The organism is Citrobacter sp. R-1.5.2 (assembly GCF_035064245.1).
Classification (GTDB): Bacteria; Pseudomonadota; Gammaproteobacteria; order Enterobacterales; family Enterobacteriaceae; genus Citrobacter.
Genome location: NZ_JASEYC010000009.1, coordinates 176,939 through 200,556 on the forward strand (window position 1 = coordinate 176,939; position 23,618 = coordinate 200,556).

General features: G+C 51.0%; 25 protein-coding genes and 1 tRNA gene. 15 read left to right on the forward strand and 11 right to left on the reverse strand.

Translation table 11 applies throughout. The annotated features are described in order from the left end of the window. Positions 1 to 39 precede the first annotated feature (39 nt). Both yjeM and epmA read right to left on the reverse strand, forming a co-directional pair. Positions 40 to 1,542, reverse strand: coding sequence for a glutamate/gamma-aminobutyrate family transporter YjeM (gene yjeM, locus QMN38_RS17015; RefSeq protein WP_271440266.1), 1,503 nt, complete (start codon positions 1,540 to 1,542; stop codon positions 40 to 42). A 216-nt stretch (positions 1,543 to 1,758) separates the two neighbouring features. Continuing rightward, positions 1,759 to 2,736 (reverse strand): elongation factor P--(R)-beta-lysine ligase, encoded by a 978-nt coding sequence (epmA, locus tag QMN38_RS17020; protein WP_137384013.1) that lies wholly within the window; start codon positions 2,734 to 2,736, stop codon positions 1,759 to 1,761. Between the two features lie 324 nt (positions 2,737 to 3,060). Here epmA and frdA point away from each other — a divergent pair, with 324 nt between their 5' ends. From frdA to frdD, 4 genes are read left to right on the forward strand one after another with little or no spacing between them, the layout of a single operon-like run. Next, positions 3,061 to 4,851, forward strand: coding sequence for a fumarate reductase (quinol) flavoprotein subunit (gene frdA / locus QMN38_RS17025; protein WP_003830519.1), 1,791 nt, complete (start codon positions 3,061 to 3,063; stop codon positions 4,849 to 4,851). Further along, the gene (frdB, locus tag QMN38_RS17030; protein ID WP_137384014.1) at positions 4,844 to 5,578 is read left to right on the forward strand and encodes a fumarate reductase iron-sulfur protein; all 735 of its coding nucleotides are present in this window, start codon (positions 4,844 to 4,846) and stop codon (positions 5,576 to 5,578) included. The genes frdA and frdB overlap by 8 nt, the downstream gene beginning before the upstream one ends. A gap of 10 nt (positions 5,579 to 5,588) precedes the next feature. Further along, the gene (gene frdC, locus QMN38_RS17035) at positions 5,589 to 5,984 is read left to right on the forward strand and encodes a fumarate reductase subunit FrdC (RefSeq protein WP_048212908.1); all 396 of its coding nucleotides are present in this window, start codon (positions 5,589 to 5,591) and stop codon (positions 5,982 to 5,984) included. Positions 5,985 to 5,994: 10 nt separating this feature from the next. Then, the gene (gene frdD / locus QMN38_RS17040) at positions 5,995 to 6,354 is read left to right on the forward strand and encodes a fumarate reductase subunit FrdD (RefSeq protein WP_048212909.1); all 360 of its coding nucleotides are present in this window, start codon (positions 5,995 to 5,997) and stop codon (positions 6,352 to 6,354) included. Positions 6,355 to 6,395: 41 nt separating this feature from the next. Here frdD and ampR read toward each other — a convergent pair whose 3' ends face one another. Continuing rightward, positions 6,396 to 7,271, reverse strand: coding sequence for a LysR family transcriptional regulator AmpR (ampR, locus tag QMN38_RS17045; RefSeq protein ID WP_271449196.1), 876 nt, complete (start codon positions 7,269 to 7,271; stop codon positions 6,396 to 6,398). Between the two features lie 131 nt (positions 7,272 to 7,402). Here ampR and blaCMY point away from each other — a divergent pair, with 131 nt between their 5' ends. Then, complete coding sequence (gene blaCMY, locus QMN38_RS17050) at positions 7,403 to 8,548, forward strand: CMY-2 family class C beta-lactamase (RefSeq protein ID WP_323605415.1); 1,146 nt, start codon at positions 7,403 to 7,405, stop codon at positions 8,546 to 8,548. Between the two features lie 93 nt (positions 8,549 to 8,641). Further along, positions 8,642 to 9,175: a lipocalin family protein gene (locus tag QMN38_RS17055; protein WP_202039898.1), complete on the forward strand. Its 534-nt coding sequence runs from the start codon at positions 8,642 to 8,644 to the stop codon at positions 9,173 to 9,175. On the opposite strand, the gene sugE is transcribed toward QMN38_RS17055, so the two are convergent. Beyond that, a complete protein-coding gene (sugE, locus tag QMN38_RS17060; protein WP_000118520.1) occupies positions 9,172 to 9,489 on the reverse strand; it encodes a quaternary ammonium compound efflux SMR transporter SugE in 318 nt (105 codons plus the stop codon). The two genes, QMN38_RS17055 and sugE, sit on opposite strands and share 4 nt — an antisense overlap. 259 nt (positions 9,490 to 9,748) lie before the next feature. Here sugE and QMN38_RS17065 point away from each other — a divergent pair, with 259 nt between their 5' ends. Beyond that, positions 9,749 to 10,348, forward strand: coding sequence for a helix-turn-helix transcriptional regulator (locus tag QMN38_RS17065; RefSeq protein ID WP_323605416.1), 600 nt, complete (start codon positions 9,749 to 9,751; stop codon positions 10,346 to 10,348). A 30-nt stretch (positions 10,349 to 10,378) separates the two neighbouring features. Here QMN38_RS17065 and ecnB read toward each other — a convergent pair whose 3' ends face one another. The 3 genes from ecnB to efp form a co-directional block, all read right to left on the reverse strand. After that, positions 10,379 to 10,525 carry a lipoprotein toxin entericidin B gene (gene ecnB, locus QMN38_RS17070; RefSeq protein WP_003025482.1) on the reverse strand — a complete coding sequence of 49 codons (147 nt, stop codon included), beginning with the start codon at positions 10,523 to 10,525 and terminating at the stop codon, positions 10,379 to 10,381. A 108-nt stretch (positions 10,526 to 10,633) separates the two neighbouring features. Continuing rightward, positions 10,634 to 10,768, reverse strand: coding sequence for a lipoprotein antitoxin entericidin A (gene ecnA / locus QMN38_RS17075; protein WP_040232999.1), 135 nt, complete (start codon positions 10,766 to 10,768; stop codon positions 10,634 to 10,636). 99 nt (positions 10,769 to 10,867) lie between these two features. Further along, positions 10,868 to 11,434, reverse strand: a complete 567-nt coding sequence (gene efp, locus QMN38_RS17080; RefSeq protein WP_005120972.1) for an elongation factor P — start codon at positions 11,432 to 11,434, stop codon at positions 10,868 to 10,870. Between the two features lie 40 nt (positions 11,435 to 11,474). Here efp and epmB point away from each other — a divergent pair, with 40 nt between their 5' ends. Beyond that, positions 11,475 to 12,503, forward strand: coding sequence for an EF-P beta-lysylation protein EpmB (gene epmB / locus QMN38_RS17085; protein WP_323605417.1), 1,029 nt, complete (start codon positions 11,475 to 11,477; stop codon positions 12,501 to 12,503). Positions 12,504 to 12,634: 131 nt separating this feature from the next. On the opposite strand, the gene QMN38_RS17090 is transcribed toward epmB, so the two are convergent. The 3 genes from QMN38_RS17090 to QMN38_RS17100 all read right to left on the reverse strand — a co-directional run bounded on the left by QMN38_RS17090 (position 12,635) and on the right by QMN38_RS17100 (position 15,220). After that, entirely contained in the window at positions 12,635 to 12,988 is a 354-nt protein-coding gene (locus tag QMN38_RS17090; RefSeq protein ID WP_137384019.1) for a DUF4156 domain-containing protein, read from the reverse strand. 251 nt (positions 12,989 to 13,239) lie between these two features. Then, positions 13,240 to 14,883, reverse strand: a complete 1,644-nt coding sequence (groL, locus tag QMN38_RS17095) for a chaperonin GroEL (RefSeq protein ID WP_137384020.1) — start codon at positions 14,881 to 14,883, stop codon at positions 13,240 to 13,242. Positions 14,884 to 14,926: 43 nt separating this feature from the next. Beyond that, positions 14,927 to 15,220, reverse strand: coding sequence for a co-chaperone GroES (locus QMN38_RS17100; RefSeq protein WP_005120976.1), 294 nt, complete (start codon positions 15,218 to 15,220; stop codon positions 14,927 to 14,929). A 275-nt stretch (positions 15,221 to 15,495) separates the two neighbouring features. Here QMN38_RS17100 and yjeH point away from each other — a divergent pair, with 275 nt between their 5' ends. Further along, positions 15,496 to 16,761, forward strand: a complete 1,266-nt coding sequence (gene yjeH / locus QMN38_RS17105; protein ID WP_323605418.1) for an L-methionine/branched-chain amino acid transporter — start codon at positions 15,496 to 15,498, stop codon at positions 16,759 to 16,761. 49 nt (positions 16,762 to 16,810) lie between these two features. Here the strand turns inward: yjeH and QMN38_RS17110 are convergent, their stop codons facing one another. Next, on the reverse strand, positions 16,811 to 17,287 hold the full coding sequence (locus QMN38_RS17110) for an FxsA family protein (protein ID WP_271440261.1): 477 nt from the start codon (positions 17,285 to 17,287) through the stop codon (positions 16,811 to 16,813). Positions 17,288 to 17,624: 337 nt separating this feature from the next. Here QMN38_RS17110 and aspA point away from each other — a divergent pair, with 337 nt between their 5' ends. The 6 genes from aspA to QMN38_RS17140 all read left to right on the forward strand — a co-directional run bounded on the left by aspA (position 17,625) and on the right by QMN38_RS17140 (position 23,618). Next, positions 17,625 to 19,061 (forward strand): aspartate ammonia-lyase, encoded by a 1,437-nt coding sequence (gene aspA, locus QMN38_RS17115; RefSeq protein WP_323605419.1) that lies wholly within the window; start codon positions 17,625 to 17,627, stop codon positions 19,059 to 19,061. A 115-nt stretch (positions 19,062 to 19,176) separates the two neighbouring features. After that, complete coding sequence (gene dcuA, locus QMN38_RS17120) at positions 19,177 to 20,478, forward strand: anaerobic C4-dicarboxylate transporter DcuA (RefSeq protein ID WP_181509695.1); 1,302 nt, start codon at positions 19,177 to 19,179, stop codon at positions 20,476 to 20,478. 125 nt (positions 20,479 to 20,603) lie between these two features. Next, positions 20,604 to 20,951 carry a divalent cation tolerance protein CutA gene (cutA, locus tag QMN38_RS17125; protein WP_003025447.1) on the forward strand — a complete coding sequence of 116 codons (348 nt, stop codon included), beginning with the start codon at positions 20,604 to 20,606 and terminating at the stop codon, positions 20,949 to 20,951. Beyond that, positions 20,927 to 22,636, forward strand: a complete 1,710-nt coding sequence (locus tag QMN38_RS17130; protein WP_323605420.1) for a protein-disulfide reductase DsbD — start codon at positions 20,927 to 20,929, stop codon at positions 22,634 to 22,636. Before cutA ends, QMN38_RS17130 begins: the two co-directional genes overlap by 25 nt. A gap of 36 nt (positions 22,637 to 22,672) precedes the next feature. Beyond that, complete coding sequence (locus QMN38_RS17135; RefSeq protein WP_271440259.1) at positions 22,673 to 23,248, forward strand: transcriptional regulator; 576 nt, start codon at positions 22,673 to 22,675, stop codon at positions 23,246 to 23,248. Positions 23,249 to 23,545: 297 nt separating this feature from the next. Beyond that, positions 23,546 to 23,618 (forward strand) — tRNA-Phe (locus QMN38_RS17140).

Consider the following 23,618-nt stretch of genomic DNA (forward strand, 5'->3'; position numbering starts at 1 on the left):
ACGAAGATGCTTCTTTGTAGGCCGGATTAAGCAGGTCGTTTATTCCACAGCCCACTCAGGCTCATTGGCCGCGCGGCGACTGTAGTTCTGATAAATCGCCATCGCCAGCAGTGAGAAGAATATCGGACCGCCAGTCATCCACAGCGCACTGTTCCAGTCTCCGGCCTCGATCACCGGCTGGATGATGGTAAATACGTTGGCAAACGTCACCACCAGTACCACCACTCCCGTTGCCAGCAACGTTGCCGCCCGGGTTTTAAAAATAACAAACGGCCTTTCCAACCCCACGCGGGATTTGAAGAACGGAAACGCCAGCGCCAGGAACAGATACGGCAACGTCATAGATACGTTCGCCATCAACGTCAGTTTGTTATAAAACGCGGAGGCCGTATCACCGCCGAAGGAAACTAACAGAATAAACAAACTCACCAACAGGCACTGCATCCACATTGCTGTCGTTGGCATACCCATCGCATTCAGTTTGGTCATCGGTGCCGGCCACAGCGCTTTTGGTGTTCCCTGAATAATCGCTTTCAGCGGCGAGTAGCTAAGGGTAAAAAAAGCACCGGTATAGGCAAGGAACATGGAAAGCCCGGTAATACGCGCAAACCATACCCCCATCGTCGTTGCCGTCTCTGGGGAAAGGTGCAGCGCATTACCCAATGTCATGCCAAGACTTTTCATCAGGATATAAGTAATATTACCAAGGTTAACGGAACCATTACTTAATACCTGCTGCCAGTTGGTGCTAACACCCCACAAAAATATGGCCAGCGAATAACCAACTGAAATGACGATAGCGGCAAAGACAATGCCTTTTGCAAAGTTCTTTTCTGGTTTCTCCGTTTTATCGACCAGTCCACCAACGGCTTCAATTCCACCATAAGCAAAAATGGCAAATACCACGAACGACAACATTGCCAGGCCTGACTGATATCCCGGATTGGGTGAAGATGTAAAATTAATATCCTGCGCAAAGTGGCCACCTGTTAATAACAAAATAGCGACACTCACTAACAACAGAACTAAGTTAAGACACATTACGGCAATTCCGCCTACAGCCGTAATACGTGCAATCTTATTAATACCGCGAGAAGCAACACAGGTCACCACCACCATCCAGCCGACCGCAAGCAGTCCGACAACCTGGGTTGGTTCAAGCCCGGCGATACCCCAATGCTGCGTCATGTCTGCGCCGAATAAGAAGGTCGAGAAAGGCACCCATACTTTTGCCGCTGTGCTAACCATCCATATCACGTAGGAGGAGAACCACATAAACGTGCCGATAAACGCGTAGCGTGGTCCAACGCTATTATTCATCCACGAATATATTCCACCCTCTTCTTTCCGATAGGCGGAACCCATTTCTGCCATCATTAAAGCGAAGGGAATAAAGAATAATAATGCAGAAAATATATACCAAGGAATCGCACTATATCCCATCAAATAAAATGCAGAGGGACTATTTGCAAATCCGAAAACTGACGTGAATATCATAAGGATGAGACCTATCAGGCTCATCTTCTTTATTGTTTGGGTCATTCAACCATCCCTTACTCTGGCAAGCGTTTAGCAAACGCCGCTCACCGATTGGCACCGCTCTCTTTGCAGAGTTCAGCAATTAAAAATCAACACAGAATTGATACCTAAACGATACCAGATATCCAGAGTCAAATTGTGGCTATTAGAGGGAAAGTGAAAAAATGTGCTACAAAGTGGCGGTTTTACCGCCACTTTGTTTTGTGAAGGGAAAACACGTTATGCGCGATCGACGGTAAAGGCGATAACGTCAGCCAGGCTATCAGCGCCCAGCGCCAGCATCACCAGACGATCAACACCCAGCGCCACACCAGAGCAATCCGGCATCCCAACTTTCAACGCTTCAAGCAAGTTGTTGTCAATTGGCTGTTGCGGCAGGCCACGCGCTGCACGTTTACGATTATCCTGCTCAAACCGTTGCTGCTGTTCACGCGCATCGGTCAACTCATGGAAACCATTCGCCAGCTCAATACCTTTGTAATAAACCTCAAATCGCTCTGCGACCCGATGATCTTCAGTACTGATTTGTGCCAGTGACGCCTGGCTGGCCGGGAAATGGTACACAAACGTTGGTTTGTCTTTGCCAATATGCGGCTCAACACCCATTGTAAACAGCAGTTGCAGCAAGGTATCCCGGTCTTCTTCAGTATCCGCGATATTGCTGAGATCCAGCTTCGCCGCCACTTCTCGCAGTTGGGTTTTATCCGCAGACAGCGGGTCAATCTCCAGATGACGCTGGAAAGCTTGCTGGTAAGAAAGGCTTTCGGCAGGTGAACAGTCCAGCACTTGCTGCAGCAAATCATCCACTTCGTTCATCAGGCGATACATGTCGTAGTGTGGGCGATACCACTCAAGCATGGTGAACTCAGGATTATGATGGCGCCCCATTTCTTCATTACGGAAGCTGCGACATAGCTGATACACCGGGCCACATCCAGCGACCAGCAGGCGCTTCATATGGTATTCCGGGCTGGTCATTAAATAGAGGTTCATCCCCTGGGAATGACCAGGGCCAACGAAACGCGTTTCGAACGGGAACAGATGAATGTCCGTTACCGTCGCCTGACTCATGCAAGGTGTCTCAACCTCAAGCACTCCACGATCGGCAAAAAAGCGGCGAATCTCCGCTATAATTGCTGCACGTTTTAACAGATTGGGGATGGACGCGCTCGGCTGCCAGGTTGCCGTTTCGCTCATGGTTGTTTCTCCGATTTCAGACAAGGGCACGAAGTCTACTCGTATCGTGCTAGCGAGACAAATTTCACGCGGGAATAATAAACACTGGCTGGCGGGTAAAAAAAGCAATATTGGGTGGTTTAGTAATTAAATTAATCAAATTCAATGATAATTCAGCCCTCTGATACGCTAAAAAAATCGAACACGTCAAATTTCCCTCACATCCCTAAGACTATACTATTGTACCTATAAAGGAGCAGTGGAAACGCGTTCATAACCTGTTTGAATCCGATTAAGCATCTGAATTCGGGCGGGGATGAAATAACAACAATCTGGAGGAATGTCGTGCAAACCTTTCAAGCCGATCTTGCCATTATAGGCGCCGGTGGCGCGGGATTACGTGCTGCAATTGCTGCCGCACAAGCAAATCCCAACGCTAAAATCGCACTGATCTCAAAAGTGTACCCAATGCGCAGCCATACCGTTGCTGCCGAAGGCGGCTCTGCTGCTGTCGCGCAGGATCATGACAGCTTTGACTACCATTTTCACGATACGGTAGCAGGCGGAGACTGGCTGTGTGAGCAGGATGTCGTGGATTACTTTGTCCACCACTGCCCAACTGAAATGACGCAGCTGGAACAATGGGGCTGCCCATGGAGCCGTCGTGAAGACGGTAGCGTCAACGTACGTCGCTTCGGCGGCATGAAAATCGAGCGTACCTGGTTTGCCGCGGATAAAACCGGCTTCCACATGCTGCATACGCTGTTCCAAACTTCTTTGCAGTTCCCGCAGATTCAGCGCTTTGATGAACACTTCGTTCTGGATATCCTGGTGGATGACGGTCATGCTCGCGGCCTGGTCGCCATGAACATGATGGAAGGCACCCTGGTACAAATCCGTGCTAACGCCGTCGTGATGGCAACGGGCGGCGCGGGTCGTGTTTACCGTTACAACACCAACGGCGGCATCGTAACCGGCGACGGTATGGGCATGGCGCTGAGCCACGGCGTTCCGCTGCGTGATATGGAATTCGTTCAGTATCACCCAACCGGTCTGCCTGGTTCCGGTATCCTGATGACTGAAGGCTGCCGTGGTGAAGGCGGTATTCTGGTCAACAAAAATGGCTACCGCTATCTGCAAGATTACGGCATGGGCCCGGAAACTCCGCTGGGTGAGCCGAAAAACAAATACATGGAACTCGGTCCGCGTGACAAAGTTTCTCAAGCTTTCTGGCACGAATGGCGTAAAGGCAACACCATCTCCACCCCACGTGGCGATGTCGTTCACCTCGACCTGCGTCACCTCGGCGAGAAAAAACTGCTCGAACGTTTACCGTTCATCTGCGAACTGGCGAAAGCCTACGTGGGTGTTGATCCGGTTAAAGAACCGATCCCGGTACGCCCGACCGCACACTACACCATGGGCGGTATCGAAACCGATCAGCACTGCGAAACCCGTATTAAAGGTCTGTTCGCGGTGGGTGAATGTTCCTCTGTTGGTCTGCACGGTGCTAACCGTCTGGGCTCCAACTCTCTGGCGGAACTGGTGGTCTTTGGCCGTATGGCGGGTGAGCAGGCTGCAGAACGTGCTGCAACGGCTGGCGCTGCAAACAGTGCCGCGCTCGATGCACAGGTTGCTGGCGTTGAAAAACGTCTGAAAGATCTGGTTAACCAGGAAGGTAACGAAAACTGGTCTAAGATCCGCGACGAAATGGGTCTGTCTATGGAAGAAGGTTGCGGTATCTACCGTACACCGGAACTCATGCAGAAAACCGTTGATAAGCTGGCTGAGCTGCAGGAACGCTTCAAGCGCGTACGTATCACTGATACCTCCAGCGTCTTTAACACCGACCTGCTGTACACCATTGAACTGGGTCACGGCCTGAACGTTGCCGAATGTATGGCGCACTCCGCGCTGGCACGTAAAGAATCCCGCGGCGCGCACCAGCGTCTGGATGAAGGCTGCACCGAGCGTGACGACGTTAACTTCCTCAAACATACCCTCGCCTTCCGCGATGCTGACGGCACGACTCGCCTGGAATACAGCGACGTGAAAATCACCACTCTGCCACCAGCTAAACGTGTGTACGGTGGCGAAGCGGAAGCAGCCGATAAGAAGGAGAAGGCGAATGGCTGAGATGAAAAACCTGAAAGTTGAGGTGGTGCGCTATAACCCGGAAACCGATACCGCGCCGCACAGTGCTTTCTATGAAGTTCCTTATGATGAAACCACGTCTCTGCTGGATGCGTTGGGCTACATCAAAGATAACCTGGCACCGGACCTGAGCTATCGTTGGTCCTGCCGTATGGCAATCTGCGGCTCTTGCGGCATGATGGTCAACAACGTGCCGAAGCTGGCGTGCAAAACCTTCCTGCGTGATTACACCAGCGGTATGAAGGTTGAAGCGTTGGGCAACTTCCCGATTGAACGCGATCTGGTCGTCGATATGACGCACTTCATCGAAAGTCTGGAAGCGATCAAGCCGTACATCATTGGTAACCCGCGTACTCCGGATCAGGGTCCAAACACCCAGACTCCGGCGCAGATGGCGAAATATCATCAGTTCTCCGGTTGCATCAACTGTGGTCTGTGTTACGCCGCGTGTCCGCAGTTCGGCCTGAACCCTGAGTTCATTGGACCGGCTGCAATTACGCTGGCGCATCGCTATAACGAAGATAGCCGCGACCACGGTAAGAAGGAGCGTATGGCTCAGTTGAACAGCCCGAACGGCGTTTGGACCTGTACTTTCGTGGGCTACTGCTCCGAAGTCTGCCCGAAACACGTCGATCCGGCTGCGGCCATTCAGCAGGGTAAAGTTGAAAGTTCAAAAGACTTTCTTATCGCTACCCTGAAACCACGCTAAGGAGTGCATGATGACGACTAAACGCAAACCCTATGTGCGGCCGATGACGTCCACCTGGTGGAAAAAGCTGCCATTTTATCGCTTTTACATGCTGCGCGAAGGCACGGCAGTTCCGGCAGTCTGGTTCAGTATTGAACTGATTTTCGGCCTGTTTGCTCTGAAGCATGGTGCTGAGTCCTGGATGGGCTTTGTCGGCTTTTTGCAAAACCCGGTGGTGGTCATCCTCAACCTGGTTGTTCTGGCTGCAGCGCTGCTGCATACCAAAACCTGGTTTGAACTGGCGCCGAAAGCCGCCAACATCATCGTAAAAGACGAAAAAATGGGGCCAGAGCCGATCATCAAAGGTCTCTGGGTAGTTACTGCGGTTGTGACCGTAGTCATACTGTATGTAGCCCTGTACTGGTAAGGAGTCCGGGATGATTAATCCAAATCCAAAACGCTCTGACGAACCTGTATTCTGGGGTCTGTTTGGTGCAGGTGGTATGTGGGGCGCAATCATTGCGCCGGTAGTGGTTCTGCTGGTTGGTATTATGCTGCCGCTGGGTCTGTTCCCGGGCGATGCGCTGAGCTATGAGCGCATTATGGCATTTGCCCAGAGCTTCATCGGACGCGCATTTCTGTTCCTGATGATCGTTCTGCCGCTGTGGTGTGGTTTACACCGTATGCACCACGCTATGCATGACCTGAAAATCCACGTGCCTGCTGGCAAATGGGTATTCTACGGCCTGGCTGCAATCCTGACCGTTGTAACAGCGATTGGCATTCTGACTATCTAATCGCAGTTGCTACCTATTAGGCCCGCCACTGGCGGGCCTTTTTATTTGTGCACAACGCCGGTCAACCAGCGGGAAAAATCACGCATCGCAGGCGTCTCCGGACGGGATTGCAATCGCGTAATCCAGTAACTTCCCAAATCAATCTGCGTTAAAAACGGTTGTACGATACGCTCACTGTTCAGCAAATGCGTGAACATTCTGACGGGAGCAATCGCCACCCCCAGCCCTGCCTGCGCCGCTTCAAGCATCGTGACGGACGAGTCAAACACGATCACATTGTGCGTTGGTGAAGGGGGAGCCTCTCCGGCCGCCTGCATCCACAGCGCCCATTCATCACGACGATACGATCGTAATAGCGGAAATTTCAGGATATCTGCAGGCGTCTGAATCTGAAAGGCCAGATCGGGTGAACAAAGTGGAGACATCAGCGCGCTACATAAATATTGCGCATCGGTATCGTGCCAGGCTCCACCGCCATAGCGAATGGTATAATCCAGGCCTTCGGCGGCAGGATCAACACGGTTATTATGCGTGGAAAGCTGTAAATCGATATGCGGATAACCCCGTTTAAAATCGTGTAGAAGTGGGAAAAGGCACCCCACCGCAAAAGTGCCCACCACACCAATTTTCAGTTTTTCCTGAGCCTGGTTACCGGCAAAACGGTCTAACATCGCCGCCATACGATCGAAGGAATCATTAAGTACAGGTAACAGACTCTCACCTTCTGTCGTGAGCATCAGTCCCCGTGAAACGCGGATAAAGAGCTGACAATTCAGCTGTTGCTCCAACGCTTTCACATGCTGGCTGATAGCAGAATGCGTTACATTCAGCTCAATTGCTGCGCGGGTAAAGCTGAGATGCCTGGCGGCCGCTTCAAAAGCCCGCAGAGAATTAAGTGGGATATAGCTACGCGTCATCATCTTGCCTGTTAGAAAAACTTATATCTGCTGCTAAATTTAACCGTTTGTCAACACAGTGCAAATCAAACAAACTTATCGCGTCTGATGGGCCCGGACACCCTTTCGCTTTTTATTACGGAAATGATTTCATGATGAAAAAATCGTTATGCTGCATGCTGCTGATGGCCGCTTCTTTCTCAACGTTTGCCGCCTCGAACACAGAACAACACATTGCCGATATCGTTAACCGCACCATCACACCGCTGATGAAAGAACAGGCCATTCCGGGTATGGCCGTGGCCGTTATCTACCAGGGAAAACCGTATTATTTTACCTGGGGTAAAGCTGATATCGCCAATAATCGCCCGGTCACACAGAATACGCTGTTTGAGCTCGGTTCAGTCAGTAAGACCTTCAATGGCGTGCTGGGTGGCGATGCGATCGCCCGCGGCGAAATCAAACTCAGCGATCCGGTCACCCAGTACTGGCCGGAACTCACAGGCAAACAATGGCAGGGCATTCGTCTGCTGCACTTAGCCACATACACGGCTGGTGGCCTGCCGCTTCAGGTCCCCGACGAGGTGACGGATAAAACCGCATTGATGCACTTTTATCAAAACTGGCAACCTCAGTGGGCCCCAGGCGCTAAACGTCTCTATGCTAACTCCAGCATTGGTCTGTTTGGCGCACTGGCGGTGAAACCCTCAGGAATGAGCTACGAAGAGGCGATGACCAGACGCGTCCTGCAGCCATTAAAACTCGCACACACCTGGATTACCGTTCCACAGAACGAGCAACGGGATTATGCCTGGGGCTATCGCGATGGTAAGCCCGTACATGTTTCGCCGGGCCAGCTTGATGCCGAAGCGTATGGTGTGAAATCCAGCATTATGGATATGGCACGCTGGGTTCAGGCCAATATGGACGCCAGCCACGTACCGGAGAAAACCCTGCAGCAGGGCATCCGGCTCGCACAGTCACGTTACTGGCGCCTTGGCGAGATGTACCAGGGCTTAGGCTGGGAAATGCTGAACTGGCCAGTAAAAGCAGAGACGATTATCAACGGCAGCGACAGTAAAATCGCTCTGGCGGCGCTTCCGGCCGTTGAGGTAACCCCACCAGCCCCCGCAGTAAAAACCTCCTGGGTACATAAAACAGGTTCGACTGGCGGATTTGGTAGTTATGTAGCTTTTATTCCGGAGAAAAATCTGGGCATCGTGATGCTGGCCAATAAAAGCTACCCGAATCCTGCTCGCGTCGACGCGGCCTGGCGCATCCTTGAAAAACTGCAGTAACCGGCGTTGAGGTCCGATCCGTCGGGCCTCCTTTCTTCCACGTCTTTTCCTGCTGTCATCTACACTTAACAAAAATACAGCAAGGAATATCCCATGCGCATTCTGCCTGTCGTTGCTGCAGTCACGGCTGCATTTCTGGTAGTGGCTTGCAGTTCACCTACGCCGCCCAAAGGCGTTACTGTTGTAAACAACTTTGATGCCAAACGTTATCTTGGCACCTGGTATGAGATCGCGCGGTTCGACCACCGCTTTGAACGTGGGTTGGATAAAGTTACTGCAACCTATAGCTTGCGCGATGACGGTGGGATCAACGTCATCAACAAAGGCTACAACCCGGACCGAGGCATGTGGCAAAAAACGGAAGGCAAAGCCTATTTCACCGGCGATCCTGGACGGGCTGCTCTTAAGGTCTCGTTCTTCGGTCCCTTCTATGGCGGGTATAACGTGATTGCACTCGACCGGGAGTATCGCCATGCGCTGGTCTGTGGCCCGGATCGCGACTATCTGTGGATCCTCTCTCGCACCCCAACGATTTCAGATGAGATGAAACAGCAGATGCTGGCAGTCGCGACCCGGGAAGGGTTTGAAGTGAACAAGTTGATTTGGGTAAAACAGCCAGGCGCTTAGTGGGTGCTGAGCTTCAGGCCAATAATGCCGGCAACAATCAACCCCAGGCTGAGCAGACGCGCCGGGCTGGCTGATTCACCCAGTAGCAGAATGCCGGTAATGGCTGCCCCTACCGCGCCAATCCCGGTCCAGACGGCATAAGCTGTACCAACTGGCAGCGTTCTCATCGCCCAGGAAAGCATAGCGATACTGACGATCATCGCCGCAATGGTGATAATACTTGGCGTTAAACGGGTAAAACCGTGGGTATATTTCAAACCAATCGCCCAGACAACTTCAAGCAGGCCCGCGATAAGTAAAACGATCCAGGACATAACAGGCTCCAGAACACTATGGGGCCGTCCCCGGGTGAAAGATGCGTTTGCAGGTCGTCCCGCAAAGCGGATGTATGAAATGGCATTTTTGCCCGGGAGAAAATGAATTTCAACCTTTTTATTCATTGCTTACTTAAAGCAAGAATTAAGCCCAATTAGAGGCGTAGTTCCCGCATTTGGCTCACATTGGACTTCTCTATGATGGGGAGCTTTCTGAACTCAGGAAGCCGTTTGATCCTCTTCTGAATGCGAAAGGTTTATGCTTAAAATTTTAGTGATTGACCGGTGCCACTTCACCCGCATAGGGATAGAGGCCTTGCTTAATCATTCTGGTATGTTCAACTCTTCATTTCTGGTGTCAGGGATTAATAATCTGATGTTGGCTAAAGAGCATATTTTGCAGTGGAAGCCACATCTGGTAATCGCAGATTTATGTAGTTTTCTCAGCGATATTCACTCCAGCCCCCCTATCGCACCCTTTTTTATGAGCTGTGGCGCCATCCCGCTGATTTTACTACAATCAGGCGATCGATCGCATAACCCAATCGATCCCCCTCACTCTGCCGTTCACTCGACATTGTCCAAACACATCACGTTGCATGATCTTTCGCGCACGATCCAAAATGCACTACAGATCCGCCCCGTATTAGATACATCCAAAAATGCCACACCGCTGCTTACACCGCAGGAAGAGAAGGTACTGTCGTTGTGGATGGATGGCGTTGATAACAATGCAATAGCCGCCGCGCTCTGCATTCATGGTAAGACGGTATACACCTATAAGCGAAATATCCGTATGAAGCTGCACCTTGGGAATCGCTTTTCACCGTTTCTCTCTCTACCTGAGAAGATGAATTAACGGTACGACGGTGCGTCGTACCGTTCATAGTTATTGCTGAGCCTTTGTCGCTGCGCCAGAAATGGCACTACCGCCCTCAGAAATATCCTGACCTACGCCTCGCGTCGTATTACACGCCGTTAATACGGAAGAAAGTACCAACACAGAAAAGATCGCAGCAATTGTCTTCTTAACCATAACGTCTTCCTTTTCTAGCCAATATTGTTTGTGTATAGCTACTTAATAATAGACAAGATCCGGGGGGGGTGACGGATAAACGACCGTTTTTAAGACAATATGAGGGGACTAGCTGGCAGCGTGAGAAATTGAATTACCAAGATGTTTGATATCTTCACCAAAACCGCGCGCCGTATTACAGCCCGCCAGGAGGGTGCTGGTGAAAAGGATAAGCATTACAAGACCGAGAAGACGTTTCATCATTCCTGCCCTGGAAAAGTATGGCGCAGCAATCTGCACCAACATCTTAAAAATACGCAAAATCATTCAGGCCGCCTGATGCAGCCTGAAAGATGAAGAATATTACTTCACGCGGGATACGTATTCACCAGAGCGGGTATCCACTTTGATGACTTCGCCGATCTGTACGAACAGCGGAACTTTAACCACTGCACCGGTGGACAGCGTCGCTGGTTTACCACCAGTACCTGCAGTGTCACCTTTCAGACCTGGGTCAGTTTCAATGATTTCCAGCTCAACGAAGTTCGGCGGGGTCACGGAGATAGGCTGACCGTTCCACAGGGTCACGATGCACTCAGCCTGATCCAGCAGCCATTTAGCGCTATCACCTACCGCTTTCGCGTCAGCAGCAAGCTGTTCGAAAGTGGAGTTGTTCATGAAATGGTAGAACTCACCGTCGTTGTACAGGTAAGTCAGGTTCATATCTACAACGTCTGCGCCTTCTGCAGAGTCGGTGGATTTGAAGGTTTTCTCTACACGAGTACCGGTCAGCAGGCGGCGCAGCTTAACGCGTGCAAATGCCTGGCCTTTACCCGGCTTAACGAATTCACTGGCTTCAACCGCATAAGGTTCGCCATCCATCATGATTTTAAGACCGGCACGAAAATCGTTGCTATAGTAAGTCGCCATAAGGCCCTCTGAAATTGTTAACTGGTAGCTAAGCCACAAAATGGCGCATATTGTAACCCTAAACACCCCATCCAGAGAAGATTGGTTAGTACAACTTGCCGATGTTCTCACCGATCCGGATGAACTATTACGTCTTTTGAATATAGACGCTGATGAAAATTTGCTCGCTGGTCGTGAGGCAAAACGTCTTTTTGCCCTTCGTGTGCCGCGATCGTTTATCGCACGCATGGAGAAAGGCAACCCCAACGATCCGCTACTGCGTCAGGTGCTTACCTCGCAGGATGAATTCGTTGCCGCCCCCGGATTCTCTACCGATCCACTGGAAGAGCAGCACAGCGTCGTTCCTGGATTGCTGCATAAATATCGCAACCGGGCGTTGTTGCTGGTAAAAGGCGGATGTGCGGTAAACTGCCGCTATTGCTTCCGTCGCCACTTCCCGTATGCCGAGAACCAGGGGAATAAACGCAACTGGCAGGTGGCGTTAGATTACATCGCCGCGCACCCTGAGCTGGATGAGATTATTTTCTCCGGTGGCGATCCCCTCATGGCTAAGGACCACGAGCTTGACTGGTTACTCACGCAACTGGAGGCCATTTCACACATTAAGCGTCTGCGAATTCACAGCCGCTTGCCCATTGTGATCCCGGCTCGCATTACTGAAGGATTAGTCGATCGTTTTGCACGATCTTCTCTGCAAATTCTGCTGGTGAATCACATTAATCACGCGAACGAAATTGATGAGACATTTCGTCAGGCGATGGTCAGCTTGCGTAAAGTGGGGGTCACATTGCTTAACCAAAGCGTCCTGCTGCGTGGCGTGAACGACAACGCACAAACGCTGGCAAACCTGAGCAATGCATTGTTTGATGCGGGCGTGATGCCCTATTACCTGCATGTTTTGGATAAAGTGCAGGGAGCCGCTCACTTTATGGTGAGTGACGATGAAGCGCGTAAAATCATGCGAGAGCTGCTGACGCTTATTTCAGGCTATATGGTCCCAAAACTGGCGCGCGAAATTGGCGGTGAGCCAAGTAAAACGCCGTTGGATTTGCAATTACGACAGCAGTAACCCCTAGCAGTAACCCCTGTGAGTGCCCTGTTCAGGGACACTCCGTGCTGTGCTTATCAGGCCTACGTTTACTGATACCTGTAGGCCGGATAAGACATGTCAGCCTCGCCAGCCGGCATCAACAGCATCTATCAGTTAGGGCACTTATAAACCTGGCCATTCATCTCGCTGGCGGTCGGGACAAAACTGGAGAGCATTCCCTGAGATGGGCTGCTGACGCCATAAATCACGTTACCGCCCATTGCAGCGGCCTGGTTACGCAGATCGTTCGCCGCGCCACGCATAGAGCCACCTTCTTCGCCATGCTGGCCAGAAAGCCAGTTGCTCTGTTTACCGGTCGCAGTGCCGAGCAGTTGACACTCAGCACCAGGCTTATCTTCAACAAAGCGAACGCTTTGTCCGGCTGAACTCAGTTCATTGCTGGAGCTACAACCCGCCATCAGTAGCGCGGCACCAACGATCCCTGCTAAATATTTCACGTGCATGTCATTCCCCATAATCAATTAGTTGGACCTTATGTCCGTAGCTGAATCATATACTAAAAAGATGACCAAAAGAAAAACCCCCGGACATTTCTGCCCGAGGGTTTCTCATTTTTCGCGAGATATGTATTTAATCAAATAATTCAAGTTGCAGGCAGGCGGCAAGTTCATGAATCCCAGGAGCTTACATGAGTAAGTGACTGGGGTGAACGAACGCAGCCAACGAACCTGCGGCTTGAAGTATGAAGATTAAATTACATCATGCCGCCCATTCCACCCATACCGCCCATACCGGCAGCACCTAAGTCAGGCGCATCGCCTTTCGGCAGGTCGGTAACCATGCATTCGGTGGTGATCATCAGGCCCGCAACAGAAGCCGCGTACTGCAGAGCAGAACGAGTTACTTTGGTCGGATCCAGAATACCCATATCGATCATGTTGCCGTATTCTTCAGTTGCAGCGTTGTAACCGTAGTTACCGTCGCCCGCTTTCACGGTGTTAGCAACAACAGACGGCTCTTCGCCGCAGTTCAGAACGATTTGACGCAGCGGAGATTCCATTGCGCGCAGCGCAACTTTGATACCCACGTTCTGGTCTTCGTTCTGACCTTTCAGGCCAGCAATTTTGGATGCTACGCGGATCAGCGCTACACCACCACCAGCAACCACGCCTTCTTCTACCGCAGCACGGGTCGCGTGCAGGGCATCTTCAACGCGAGCTTTCTTCTCTTTCATTTCAACTTCGGTTGCAGCACCGACTTTGATCACAGCAACACCGCCAGCCAGTTTCGCTACGCGCTCCTGCAGTTTTTCACGGTCGTAATCAGAAGTTGCTTCTTCGATCTGCTGACGAATCTGAGTCACACGACCCTGGATTGCCGCTTCTTCACCCACGCCATCGATGATGGTGGTGGTGTCTTTGTTGATAACAACACGTTTCGCCTGACCCAGATCTTCCAGGGTCGCTTTTTCCAGCTCCATACCGATCTCTTCAGAGATAACGGTACCGCCAGTCAGGGTTGCGATATCCTGCAGCATTGCTTTGCGACGGTCGCCGAAGCCAGGTGCTTTAACTGCAGCTACTTTAACGATGCCACGCATGGTGTTAACTACCAGAGTAGCCAGCGCTTCGCCTTCAACATCTTCAGCGATGATCAGCAGCGGTTTGCCTGCTTTAGCCACGGCTTCCAGAACCGGCAGCATTTCGCGGATGTTGGAGATTTTCTTGTCAGCCAGCAGGATGAACGGCGTTTCCAGTTCTACTGCGCCAGTTTCCGGCTTGTTGATGAAGTAAGGAGACAGGTAGCCGCGGTCAAACTGCATACCTTCAACCACGTCCAGTTCGTCCTGCAGACCGGTACCGTCTTCAACGGTGATCACGCCTTCTTTACCGACTTTGTCCATCGCTTCAGCGATCAGTTTACCTACGGTTTCGTCGGAGTTAGCGGAGATGGTACCAACCTGAGCAATAGCTTTAGAGTCGGAGCACGGTACGGACAGTGCTTTCAGTTCTTCAACTGCAGCAGCGACAGCTTTGTCGATACCACGTTTCAGATCCATCGGGTTCATACCCGCGGCAACAGCTTTCAGGCCTTCAGTAATGATAGACTGGGCCAGAACGGTTGCGGTGGTGGTACCGTCGCCTGCAGCGTCGTTCGCTTTAGAGGCAACTTCTTTCACCATCTGCGCGCCCATGTTTTCGAACTTGTCTTCCAGCTCGATTTCACGTGCAACAGAAACACCATCTTTAGTGATGGTCGGTGCACCGAAAGATTTATCCAGAACTACGTTACGGCCTTTTGGACCGAGGGTAACTTTCACTGCATCTGCCAGTACATTTACGCCGCGCAGCATTTTCACACGAGCGTCGTTACCGAATTTTACGTCTTTAGCTGCCATTTTCTCTTTCCCTTAAATTCGTATGTTCAGTGTCGTTCGCGGATTAGGCTTCAACAATTGCCAGGATGTCGCTTTCAGACATGATCAACACTTCTTCATTGTCGATCTTCTCAGATTTAACACCGTAGCCATCGTTGAAAATGACGATATCGCCGACTTTCACGTCCAGCGGCTGTACAGAACCGTTGTCCAGGATGCGACCCTTACCGACAGCGATGATTTCGCCACGAGTTGATTTACCTGCTGCGGAACCGGTCAGTACGATGCCACCAGCAGATTTGGATTCAACTTCTTTACGTTTGACGATCACACGATCATGTAACGGACGAATACTCATTGATAGCTCTCCTTTGAGAAAGTCTTTATCAGTTATGGGTGACGCCGGCCCGTAAACGGTATCCCGGCTAGTGACCAGAGAGATGGGGATGGGCTTTTGTGCCTTCAAGGGGGCAAGCGAAAAAAAATTTTTATCAGCAGAAAATCCCGTCAAAACACCGACACGCCTCACATTTCATAACGATTTCAGCCACGTCGTCATAAGCAAATCCTATTGTGATACCATCGAAAATCTGCGCTGTAGCCCGGTACATGGGCATAACCGGATAACAACTTATGAGCGGACTAAAACAAGAGCTGGGACTGGCTCAAGGCATTGGCCTGTTGTCGACATCATTGTTAGGTACAGGCGTTTTCGCCGTCCCCGCACTGGCTGCGCTGGTTGCTGGCAACAACAGCCTGTGGGCATGGCCGGTGCTGATCGTTTTAGTCTTTCCTGTGGCGATTGTCTTCGCCGTACTCGGTCGCCATTTTCCCAGCGCAGGCGGTGTGGCGCATTTTGTCGGCATGGCCTTTGGCTCACGGCTTGAGCGCGTTACCGGATGGCTTTTTTTATCGGTAATTCCAGTGGGGTTACCTGCGGCATTGCACATCGCCGCAGGATTTGGCCAGGCAATGTTTGGCTGGCATGGTTGGCAGCTTCTGTTGGCTGAACTTGGCACGCTGGTATTGGTCTGGTACATCGGTTCGCGGGGTGCCAGCTCCAGCGCTAACCTGCAAACGGTGATTGCCGGACTGATCGTAGCACTGATTGTCGCCATCTGGTGGGCTGGCGAGTTGAAACCGAGTGAGATCCCCTTTCCTGCCATCGACAAGATTGAGTTTCCCGGGCTTTTTGCCGCGCTGTCGGTGATGTTCTGGTGCTTTGTTGGCCTTGAGGCGTTCGCACACCTGGCCTCTGAATTCAAAAATCCAGAACGGGATTTCCCGCGCGCCCTGATGATTGGCCTACTCCTGGCCGGTACCGTGTACTGGGCATGTACCGTCGTTGTATTACATTTTGATGCCTACGGCGAACAGATGGCGGCGGCGGCATCGCTGCCTGAAATCGTCGTCCAACTGTTTGGCGTTCAGGCCCTGTGGGTTGCCTGCATCATTGGTTATCTGGCCTGCTTTGCCAGCCTGAACATTTATATCCAAAGTTTCGCCCGTCTGGTGTGGTCGCAAGCACAATATAAACCTGAGAGCTACCTGGCTCGCCTGTCCCCTCGCCATCTTCCGAGCAATGCGCTAAACGCCGTATTGGGTTGCTGCGTCGTCAGTACCTTGTGCATCTATATGCTGCAAATCAATCTCGACGCGTTAATCGTCTACGCTAACGGCATCTTTATTATGATTTATCTGCTATGCATGCTGGCAGGGTGTCGATTGCTAAAAGGGCACTATCGCGTGCTGGCGATAGTGGGGGGGCTGCTGTGCCTACTGCTGCTGGCGATGATCGGCTGGAAGAGTCTGTATGCGTTGATTATGCTGGCAGGACTGTGGCTGTTTTTACCCCGCAGGCCGGATAAGGCAACGTTGACGCCATCATCCGGCCTATAAATACTTTTGCCGGATGGCGCTAACGCTTATCCGGCCTACATACTGATGCTTAATCCCGACGATCGTCTTTATGTTCGATGCTGTCGCGCTTGTCATCTTTGCGCTGAAATTCACCGTCAAAGGTATCACCACCGCCAGTTCCGGCACTAAATCCACCACCTGGCATACGCGAAAAACGCAAATGCGGCAGTAACTTCATGGTCAAATGTTTCTGCACTGGTGGTAATAAAAGAAGAAGACCGAGGAAATCGGTGAAGAAACCAGGCAACACCAACAGTAAGCCGGCGATAATCAGCGACACGCTCTTGATCATTTCTGCAGCCGGACTTTCACCTGCTGCCATTTTCTGTTGCATCAGTAAAAAGTTCTTAAATCCTTGGTTACGAACCAGAGACATACCGATAACCGAGGTAAAAATAACCAAAATCAGGGTCATCAGGACACCCAGCACATGGGCGACCTGGATAAAAATAGATATCTCTATGTAAACATAGAGAAAAATGGCAAGTAATGGTATCCAGCGCAAAGGGCTCTCCTGTTGAAAACAGTCGTTTTCACCAACAACTGTTCGAAAATTGTGTGACTTGCATCACCCAAATATTGTGGTGATTAGCAAAATTTCAAGCTACTTGTACACTAATATTTGGTGTTAATCCTAAAGGGGTGATCTATTTCACAGAATAATAAATAAGGGGTAAATTCCACGTTTTAAGTGATCCAGATTACGGTAGAAATCCTGAACCAGCATATGATCTCGGGTATCAGACCGATGCAGGGGATAATCGTCGGTCGAGAAACAATCGAAATCACATATATCCTGTGTGTTTAGTCAAATCATTGGCAGCTTGAAAAAGAAGGTTCACATGTTAAACAACATTCGTATCGAAGAAGACTTGTTGGGTACCAGGGAAGTTCCAGCGGACGCTTACTATGGTGTTCACACTCTGAGAGCGATTGAAAACTTCTACATTAGCAACAACAAAATCAGTGACATTCCTGAATTTGTTCGCGGCATGGTAATGGTTAAAAAGGCAGCGGCACTGGCCAACAAAGAGCTGCAAACTATTCCTAAGAGCGTGGCAAATGCCATCATCGCGGCGTGTGATGAAGTCCTGAATAACGGAAAATGCATGGATCAGTTCCCGGTAGATGTTTACCAGGGTGGTGCGGGTACCTCCGTCAACATGAACACCAACGAAGTGCTGGCCAATATCGGTCTGGAACTGATGGGTCACCAGAAAGGTGAATATCAGTACCTGAACCCGAACGACCACGTCAACAAATGTCAGTCTACCAACGACGCTTACCCGACCGGTTTCCGTATCGCTGTTTACGCATCCATCATCAAACTGATTGATGCTCTTAACCAGCTGCGTGAAGGCTTCGAGCAAAAAGCTATTGAATTCCAGGACATCCTGAAAATGGGTCGTACCCAGTTGCAGGATGCTGTACCGATGACCCTCGGTCAGGAATTCCGTGCTTTCAGCGTACTGTTGAAAGAAGAAGTGAAAAACATTGGACGTACCGCTGAGCTGCTGCTGGAAGTTAACCTCGGCGCAACTGCAATCGGTACGGGTCTGAACACACCGAAAGAGTACTCTCCGCTGGCAGTGCAAAAACTGGCTGAAGTGACCGGTTTCGCCTGCGTTCCGGCAGAAGACCTGATTGAAGCAACCTCCGACTGCGGCGCATACGTTATGGTGCATGGTGCACTGAAACGTCTGGCTGTGAAAATGTCCAAAATCTGTAACGACCTGCGTTTGCTCTCCTCTGGTCCACGTGCCGGCCTGAATGAGATCAACCTGCCGGAACTGCAGGCGGGTTCTTCTATCATGCCAGCAAAAGTGAACCCGGTTGTTCCAGAAGTTGTAAACCAGGTTTGCTTCAAAGTCATCGGTAACGACGTTACTGTTACCATGGCATCTGAAGCAGGCCAGCTGCAGCTGAACGTAATGGAACCGGTTATCGGCCAGGCAATGTTCGAATCTATCCACATCCTGAGCAACGCTTGCTACAACCTGCTGGAAAAATGCGTTAGCGGCATCACTGCTAACAAAGAAGTGTGTGAAGCATTCGTTTATAACTCCATCGGTATCGTCACCTACCTCAACCCGTTCATCGGTCACCACAACGGCGACATCGTCGGTAAAATTTGTGCCGAAACCGGTAAGAGCGTGCGTGAAGTTGTCCTGGAGCGCGGTCTGTTGACCGAAGCAGAACTGGACGATATCTTCTCTGCACAGAACCTGATGCACCCGGCTTATAAAGCAAAACGTTATACTGATGAAAGCGAACAGTAATCGTGTAGGGTAGTACCAGAGAGGGCACGTCATGATGACGTGCCTTTTTTCTTGCACGAAGTTACTTAAAAACAACAATTTAATATCAACTTGTTAAACAACAAGGAAGGCTAATATGATAGTTTTAGAACTTATCATCGTTTTGCTGGCAATCTTTTTAGGTGCCAGACTTGGGGGTATCGGTATTGGATTTGCAGGTGGGCTGGGTGTTCTGGTTCTCGCCGCTATTGGCGTAAAACCGGGTAATATTCCGTTCGATGTTATTTCCATTATCATGGCAGTTATCGCTGCTATCTCTGCCATGCAGATTGCTGGTGGTCTGGACTATCTGGTCCATCAAACTGAAAAACTGCTGCGTAAGAACCCGAAATACATCACAATCCTTGCACCGATCGTGACCTATTTCCTGACTATCTTCGCGGGTACCGGCAACATCTCTCTGGCAACGCTGCCAGTTATCGCTGAAGTCGCGAAGGAGCAAGGGATCAAACCTTGCCGTCCGCTCTCTACTGCCGTGGTTTCTGCACAGATTGCGATTACCGCATCACCTATCTCTGCGGCCGTGGTTTACATGTCTTCCGTAATGGAAGGTCATGGTATCAGCTACATTCACCTGCTGTCAGTGGTCATTCCGTCCACCCTGCTGGCTGTGCTGGTGATGTCCTTCCTGGTCACCATGCTGTTCAACTCCAAACTGTCTGACGATCCGATTTATCGTAAGCGTCTGGAAGAAGGTTTGGTTGAGCTGCGCGGTGAAAGACAAGTTGAAATCAAAGCCGGTGCGAAAACCTCCGTATGGCTGTTCCTGCTCGGTGTGGTTTGTGTCGTCGTTTACGCCATCGTCAACAGCCCAAGCCTCGGTCTGGTTGCTAAGCCGCTGATGAACACCACCAACGCCATTCTGATCATTATGCTGAGCATCGCGACGCTGACGACAATCATCTGCCGCGTTGAAACTGACTCCATCCTGAACTCCAGCACCTTCAAAGCAGGTATGAGTGCCTGTATTTGTATCCTGGGTGTTGCATGGCTGGGTGATACCTTCGTATCTCACAACATTGACTGGATCAAAGATACTGCAGGTAGCGTAATTCAGGGTCATCCGTGGCTGCTGGCCGTCATCTTCTTCTTTGCTTCTGCACTGCTGTATTCTCAGGCTGCAACGGCTAAAGCACTGATGCCGATGGCTCTGGCACTAAACGTTTCTCCACTGACCGCTGTAGCGTCTTTCGCTGCGGTTTCTGGCCTGTTCATTCTGCCTACCTACCCAACTCTGGTTGCGGCGGTTCAGATGGATGACACCGGTACTACCCGTATCGGTAAATTCGTCTTTAACCATCCGTTCTTCATCCCAGGTACGCTGGGTGTGGTTCTGGCTGTCTGCTTCGGCTTCTTGCTGGGTAGCTTCATGCTGTAAGTTTTACCTGCGGGGTGCTTATGCATCCCGCAGTTCCTCCCCGCCTCGCTTTAACTAACATCCTTCCCTCGTCCGTTGTATAGTTACCGTTCTCTTGCTGGTTACTCTGTTATTTCGAGGTGTTTATGCTTGATGTAAAGAGTCAGGATATTTCCATCCCCGATACCGTTGTGGTGCTTTGTACCGCCCCGGATGAAGCAACGGCCCAGGATCTGGCAGCCAAAGTACTGGCAGAAAAACTGGCCGCCTGCGTGACTCTGCTGCCCGGTGCAACGTCTCTCTATTATTGGGAGGGTAAGCTGGAGCAGGAATATGAAGTCCAGATGATTTTAAAAACCACCGTCACGCACCAGCAAGCACTTCTCGATTGCCTGAAGTCTCATCATCCGTATCAAACCCCTGAACTTCTGGTTTTACCCGTCACTCACGGAGACTTTGATTACCGCTCATGGCTCAACGCATCCTTACGCTGATCCTGCTGCTATGCAGCACATCCACTTTTGCCGGATTATTCGATTCGCCTGGCCGCTCGCAGTTTGTTCCTGCTGACCGGGCATTTATTTTTGATTTTCAGCAAAACCAACATGATCTGAACCTCTCATGGCAGGTAAAAGACGGCTACTACCTGTACCGCAAACAGATAAGCATTACGCCATCACAGGCCGATATTGCCGAGGTAAAGCTGCCGCCAGGCGTCTGGCATGAAGATGAGTTTTACGGCAAAAGCGAAATTTACCGTAAGCAGTTGAACGTTCCAGTAACGATCAATCAGGCCGCATCTGGAGCAACGCTGACCGTCACTTACCAGGGCTGTGCCGATGCCGGATTTTGCTATCCGCCGGAAACCAAAACCGTTCCACTCAGCGAAGTCATGGCTCGTACAGATGCGACGCCTACACCAACGCCTGTTACAGTCGCCCCGGAAGAACAATCACAACCAGCCGCCCAACTCCCCTTTTCCGCACTGTGGGCATTGCTGATCGGGATTGGCATTGCCTTTACCCCTTGTGTACTGCCGATGTATCCACTAATTTCCGGGATCGTACTCGGTGGTAAACAACGCTTATCAACCGGGCGTGCGCTGCTGCTGACCTTCATCTACGTACAGGGAATGGCGCTCACCTACACTGCTCTGGGTCTGGTTGTTGCGGCTGCCGGGCTACAGTTCCAGGCCGCGCTACAGCATCCCTATGTACTGATTGGGCTTGCCATTGTCTTTACGCTGCTGGCTCTGTCGATGTTTGGCCTGTTTACGCTGCAACTACCTTCCTCGCTGCAAACGCGTCTGACATTGATGAGTAATCGCCAGCAAGGCGGTTCTCCGGGCAGCGTATTTACAATGGGAGCGATTGCTGGACTGATCTGTTCCCCTTGCACCACGGCACCACTGAGCGCGATTTTGCTGTATATCGCTCAGAGCGGGAATATGTGGCTGGGAGGCGGTACGCTGTATCTTTACGCACTGGGGATGGGATTACCCCTGATGCTGATTACCGTATTTGGCAACCGCCTACTGCCAAAAAGTGGCCCATGGATGGAACAGGTCAAGACTGCTTTTGGTTTCGTCATCCTTGCGCTTCCCGTCTTTTTACTCGAGCGGATTATCGGCAATGATTGGGGCATTCGCCTGTGGTCACTGCTTGGCGTGGCATTCTTTGCCTGGGCGTTCATCACCAGTCTGCAGGCAAAACAAGGCTGGATGCGTATCGTGCAGATTGTCCTGTTAGCTGCAGCGCTGGTAAGTGTACGACCATTGCAGGATTGGGCATTTGGTGCGTCGCATGCCCAAACCCAGACGCACCTGAACTTCGCCCCAGTGACATCGGTGGACGAGTTAAATCAGGCACTGGAGCGAGCCAGAGGCAAGCCTGTCATGTTGGATTTGTATGCTGACTGGTGTGTTGCTTGTAAAGAGTTCGAGAAGTACACCTTCAGTAGCCCACAGGTGCAACACGCGCTGGGCGATACGGTGCTGTTGCAGGCGGATGTCACCGCAAACAATGCACAAGATGTCGCACTTCTTAAACATTTACAGGTATTAGGGCTGCCGACAATTCTGTTCTTTGATGCCCAGGGTAAAGAGCATCCGCAAGCACGGGTAACGGGCTTTATGGATGCATCGACCTTTAGTGCGCATTTGCGTGATCGCCAACCGTGAGCGACACTTGCAAAAGGAAATACGGAGGAGAATACCGTGCAACGTGAAGATGTCCTGGGAGAAGCCCTGAAATTACTTGAGGTTCAAGGGATAGCCAATACCACACTGGAAATGGTGGCTGAGCATGTCGATTATCCACTTGATGAACTGCAACGCTTCTGGCCTGATAAAGAGGCCATTCTATACGATGCCTTGCGTTACCTCAGCCAACGGGTGGATATCTGGCGGCGTCAGCTTTTGCTGGATGACACGCTGAGTGCTGAGCAGAAACTACTGGCACGCTATAACGCACTGTCCGAATGCGTGAGTAATAATCGCTATCCCGGTTGCCTGTTCATCGCTGCCTGCACGTTTTATCCCGATCCTGGCCATCCTGTCCATCAGTTAGCTGATCAGCAGAAAAAAGCTGCACATGACTTCACACATGAGCTGCTGACGACACTGGAAGTTGATGACCCGGCCATGGTCGCCAAACAGATGGAACTGGTGCTGGAGGGCTGCCTGAGTCGCATGCTGGTTAATCGCAGCCATGCTGATGTAGAAACAGCACATCGTCTGGCCGAAGATATCCTGCGTTTTGCTCAGTGTCGTCAGGGTGGCGCACTCACCTAAACGAGCATTCCTTTCCGGCGCACGGCTAAAACCGCACCATCTTCACGGTGGTGCGAAATGTTCTGTTATTCACCTTGTCTTACCATGCACCCACGCAGCTGGAATCAGCAAAAACCACCGTATTTAGCACGCAATACGTGTCACCATGGTTGTGCCCCCTTACACCTGGATTATCAGGGATAATTTGTGCAAACTTCAGGCAAAAACACACAGATTGCCGCAATATTAAGCGGTTGAGCAGCTTTTCCTGAAATTTGATTGACTGGCATGCGTGAATACGGTTTAATGCGCCCCGTTGCCCGGATAGCTCAGTCGGTAGAGCAGGGGATTGAAAATCCCCGTGTCCTTGGTTCGATTCCGAGTCCGGGCA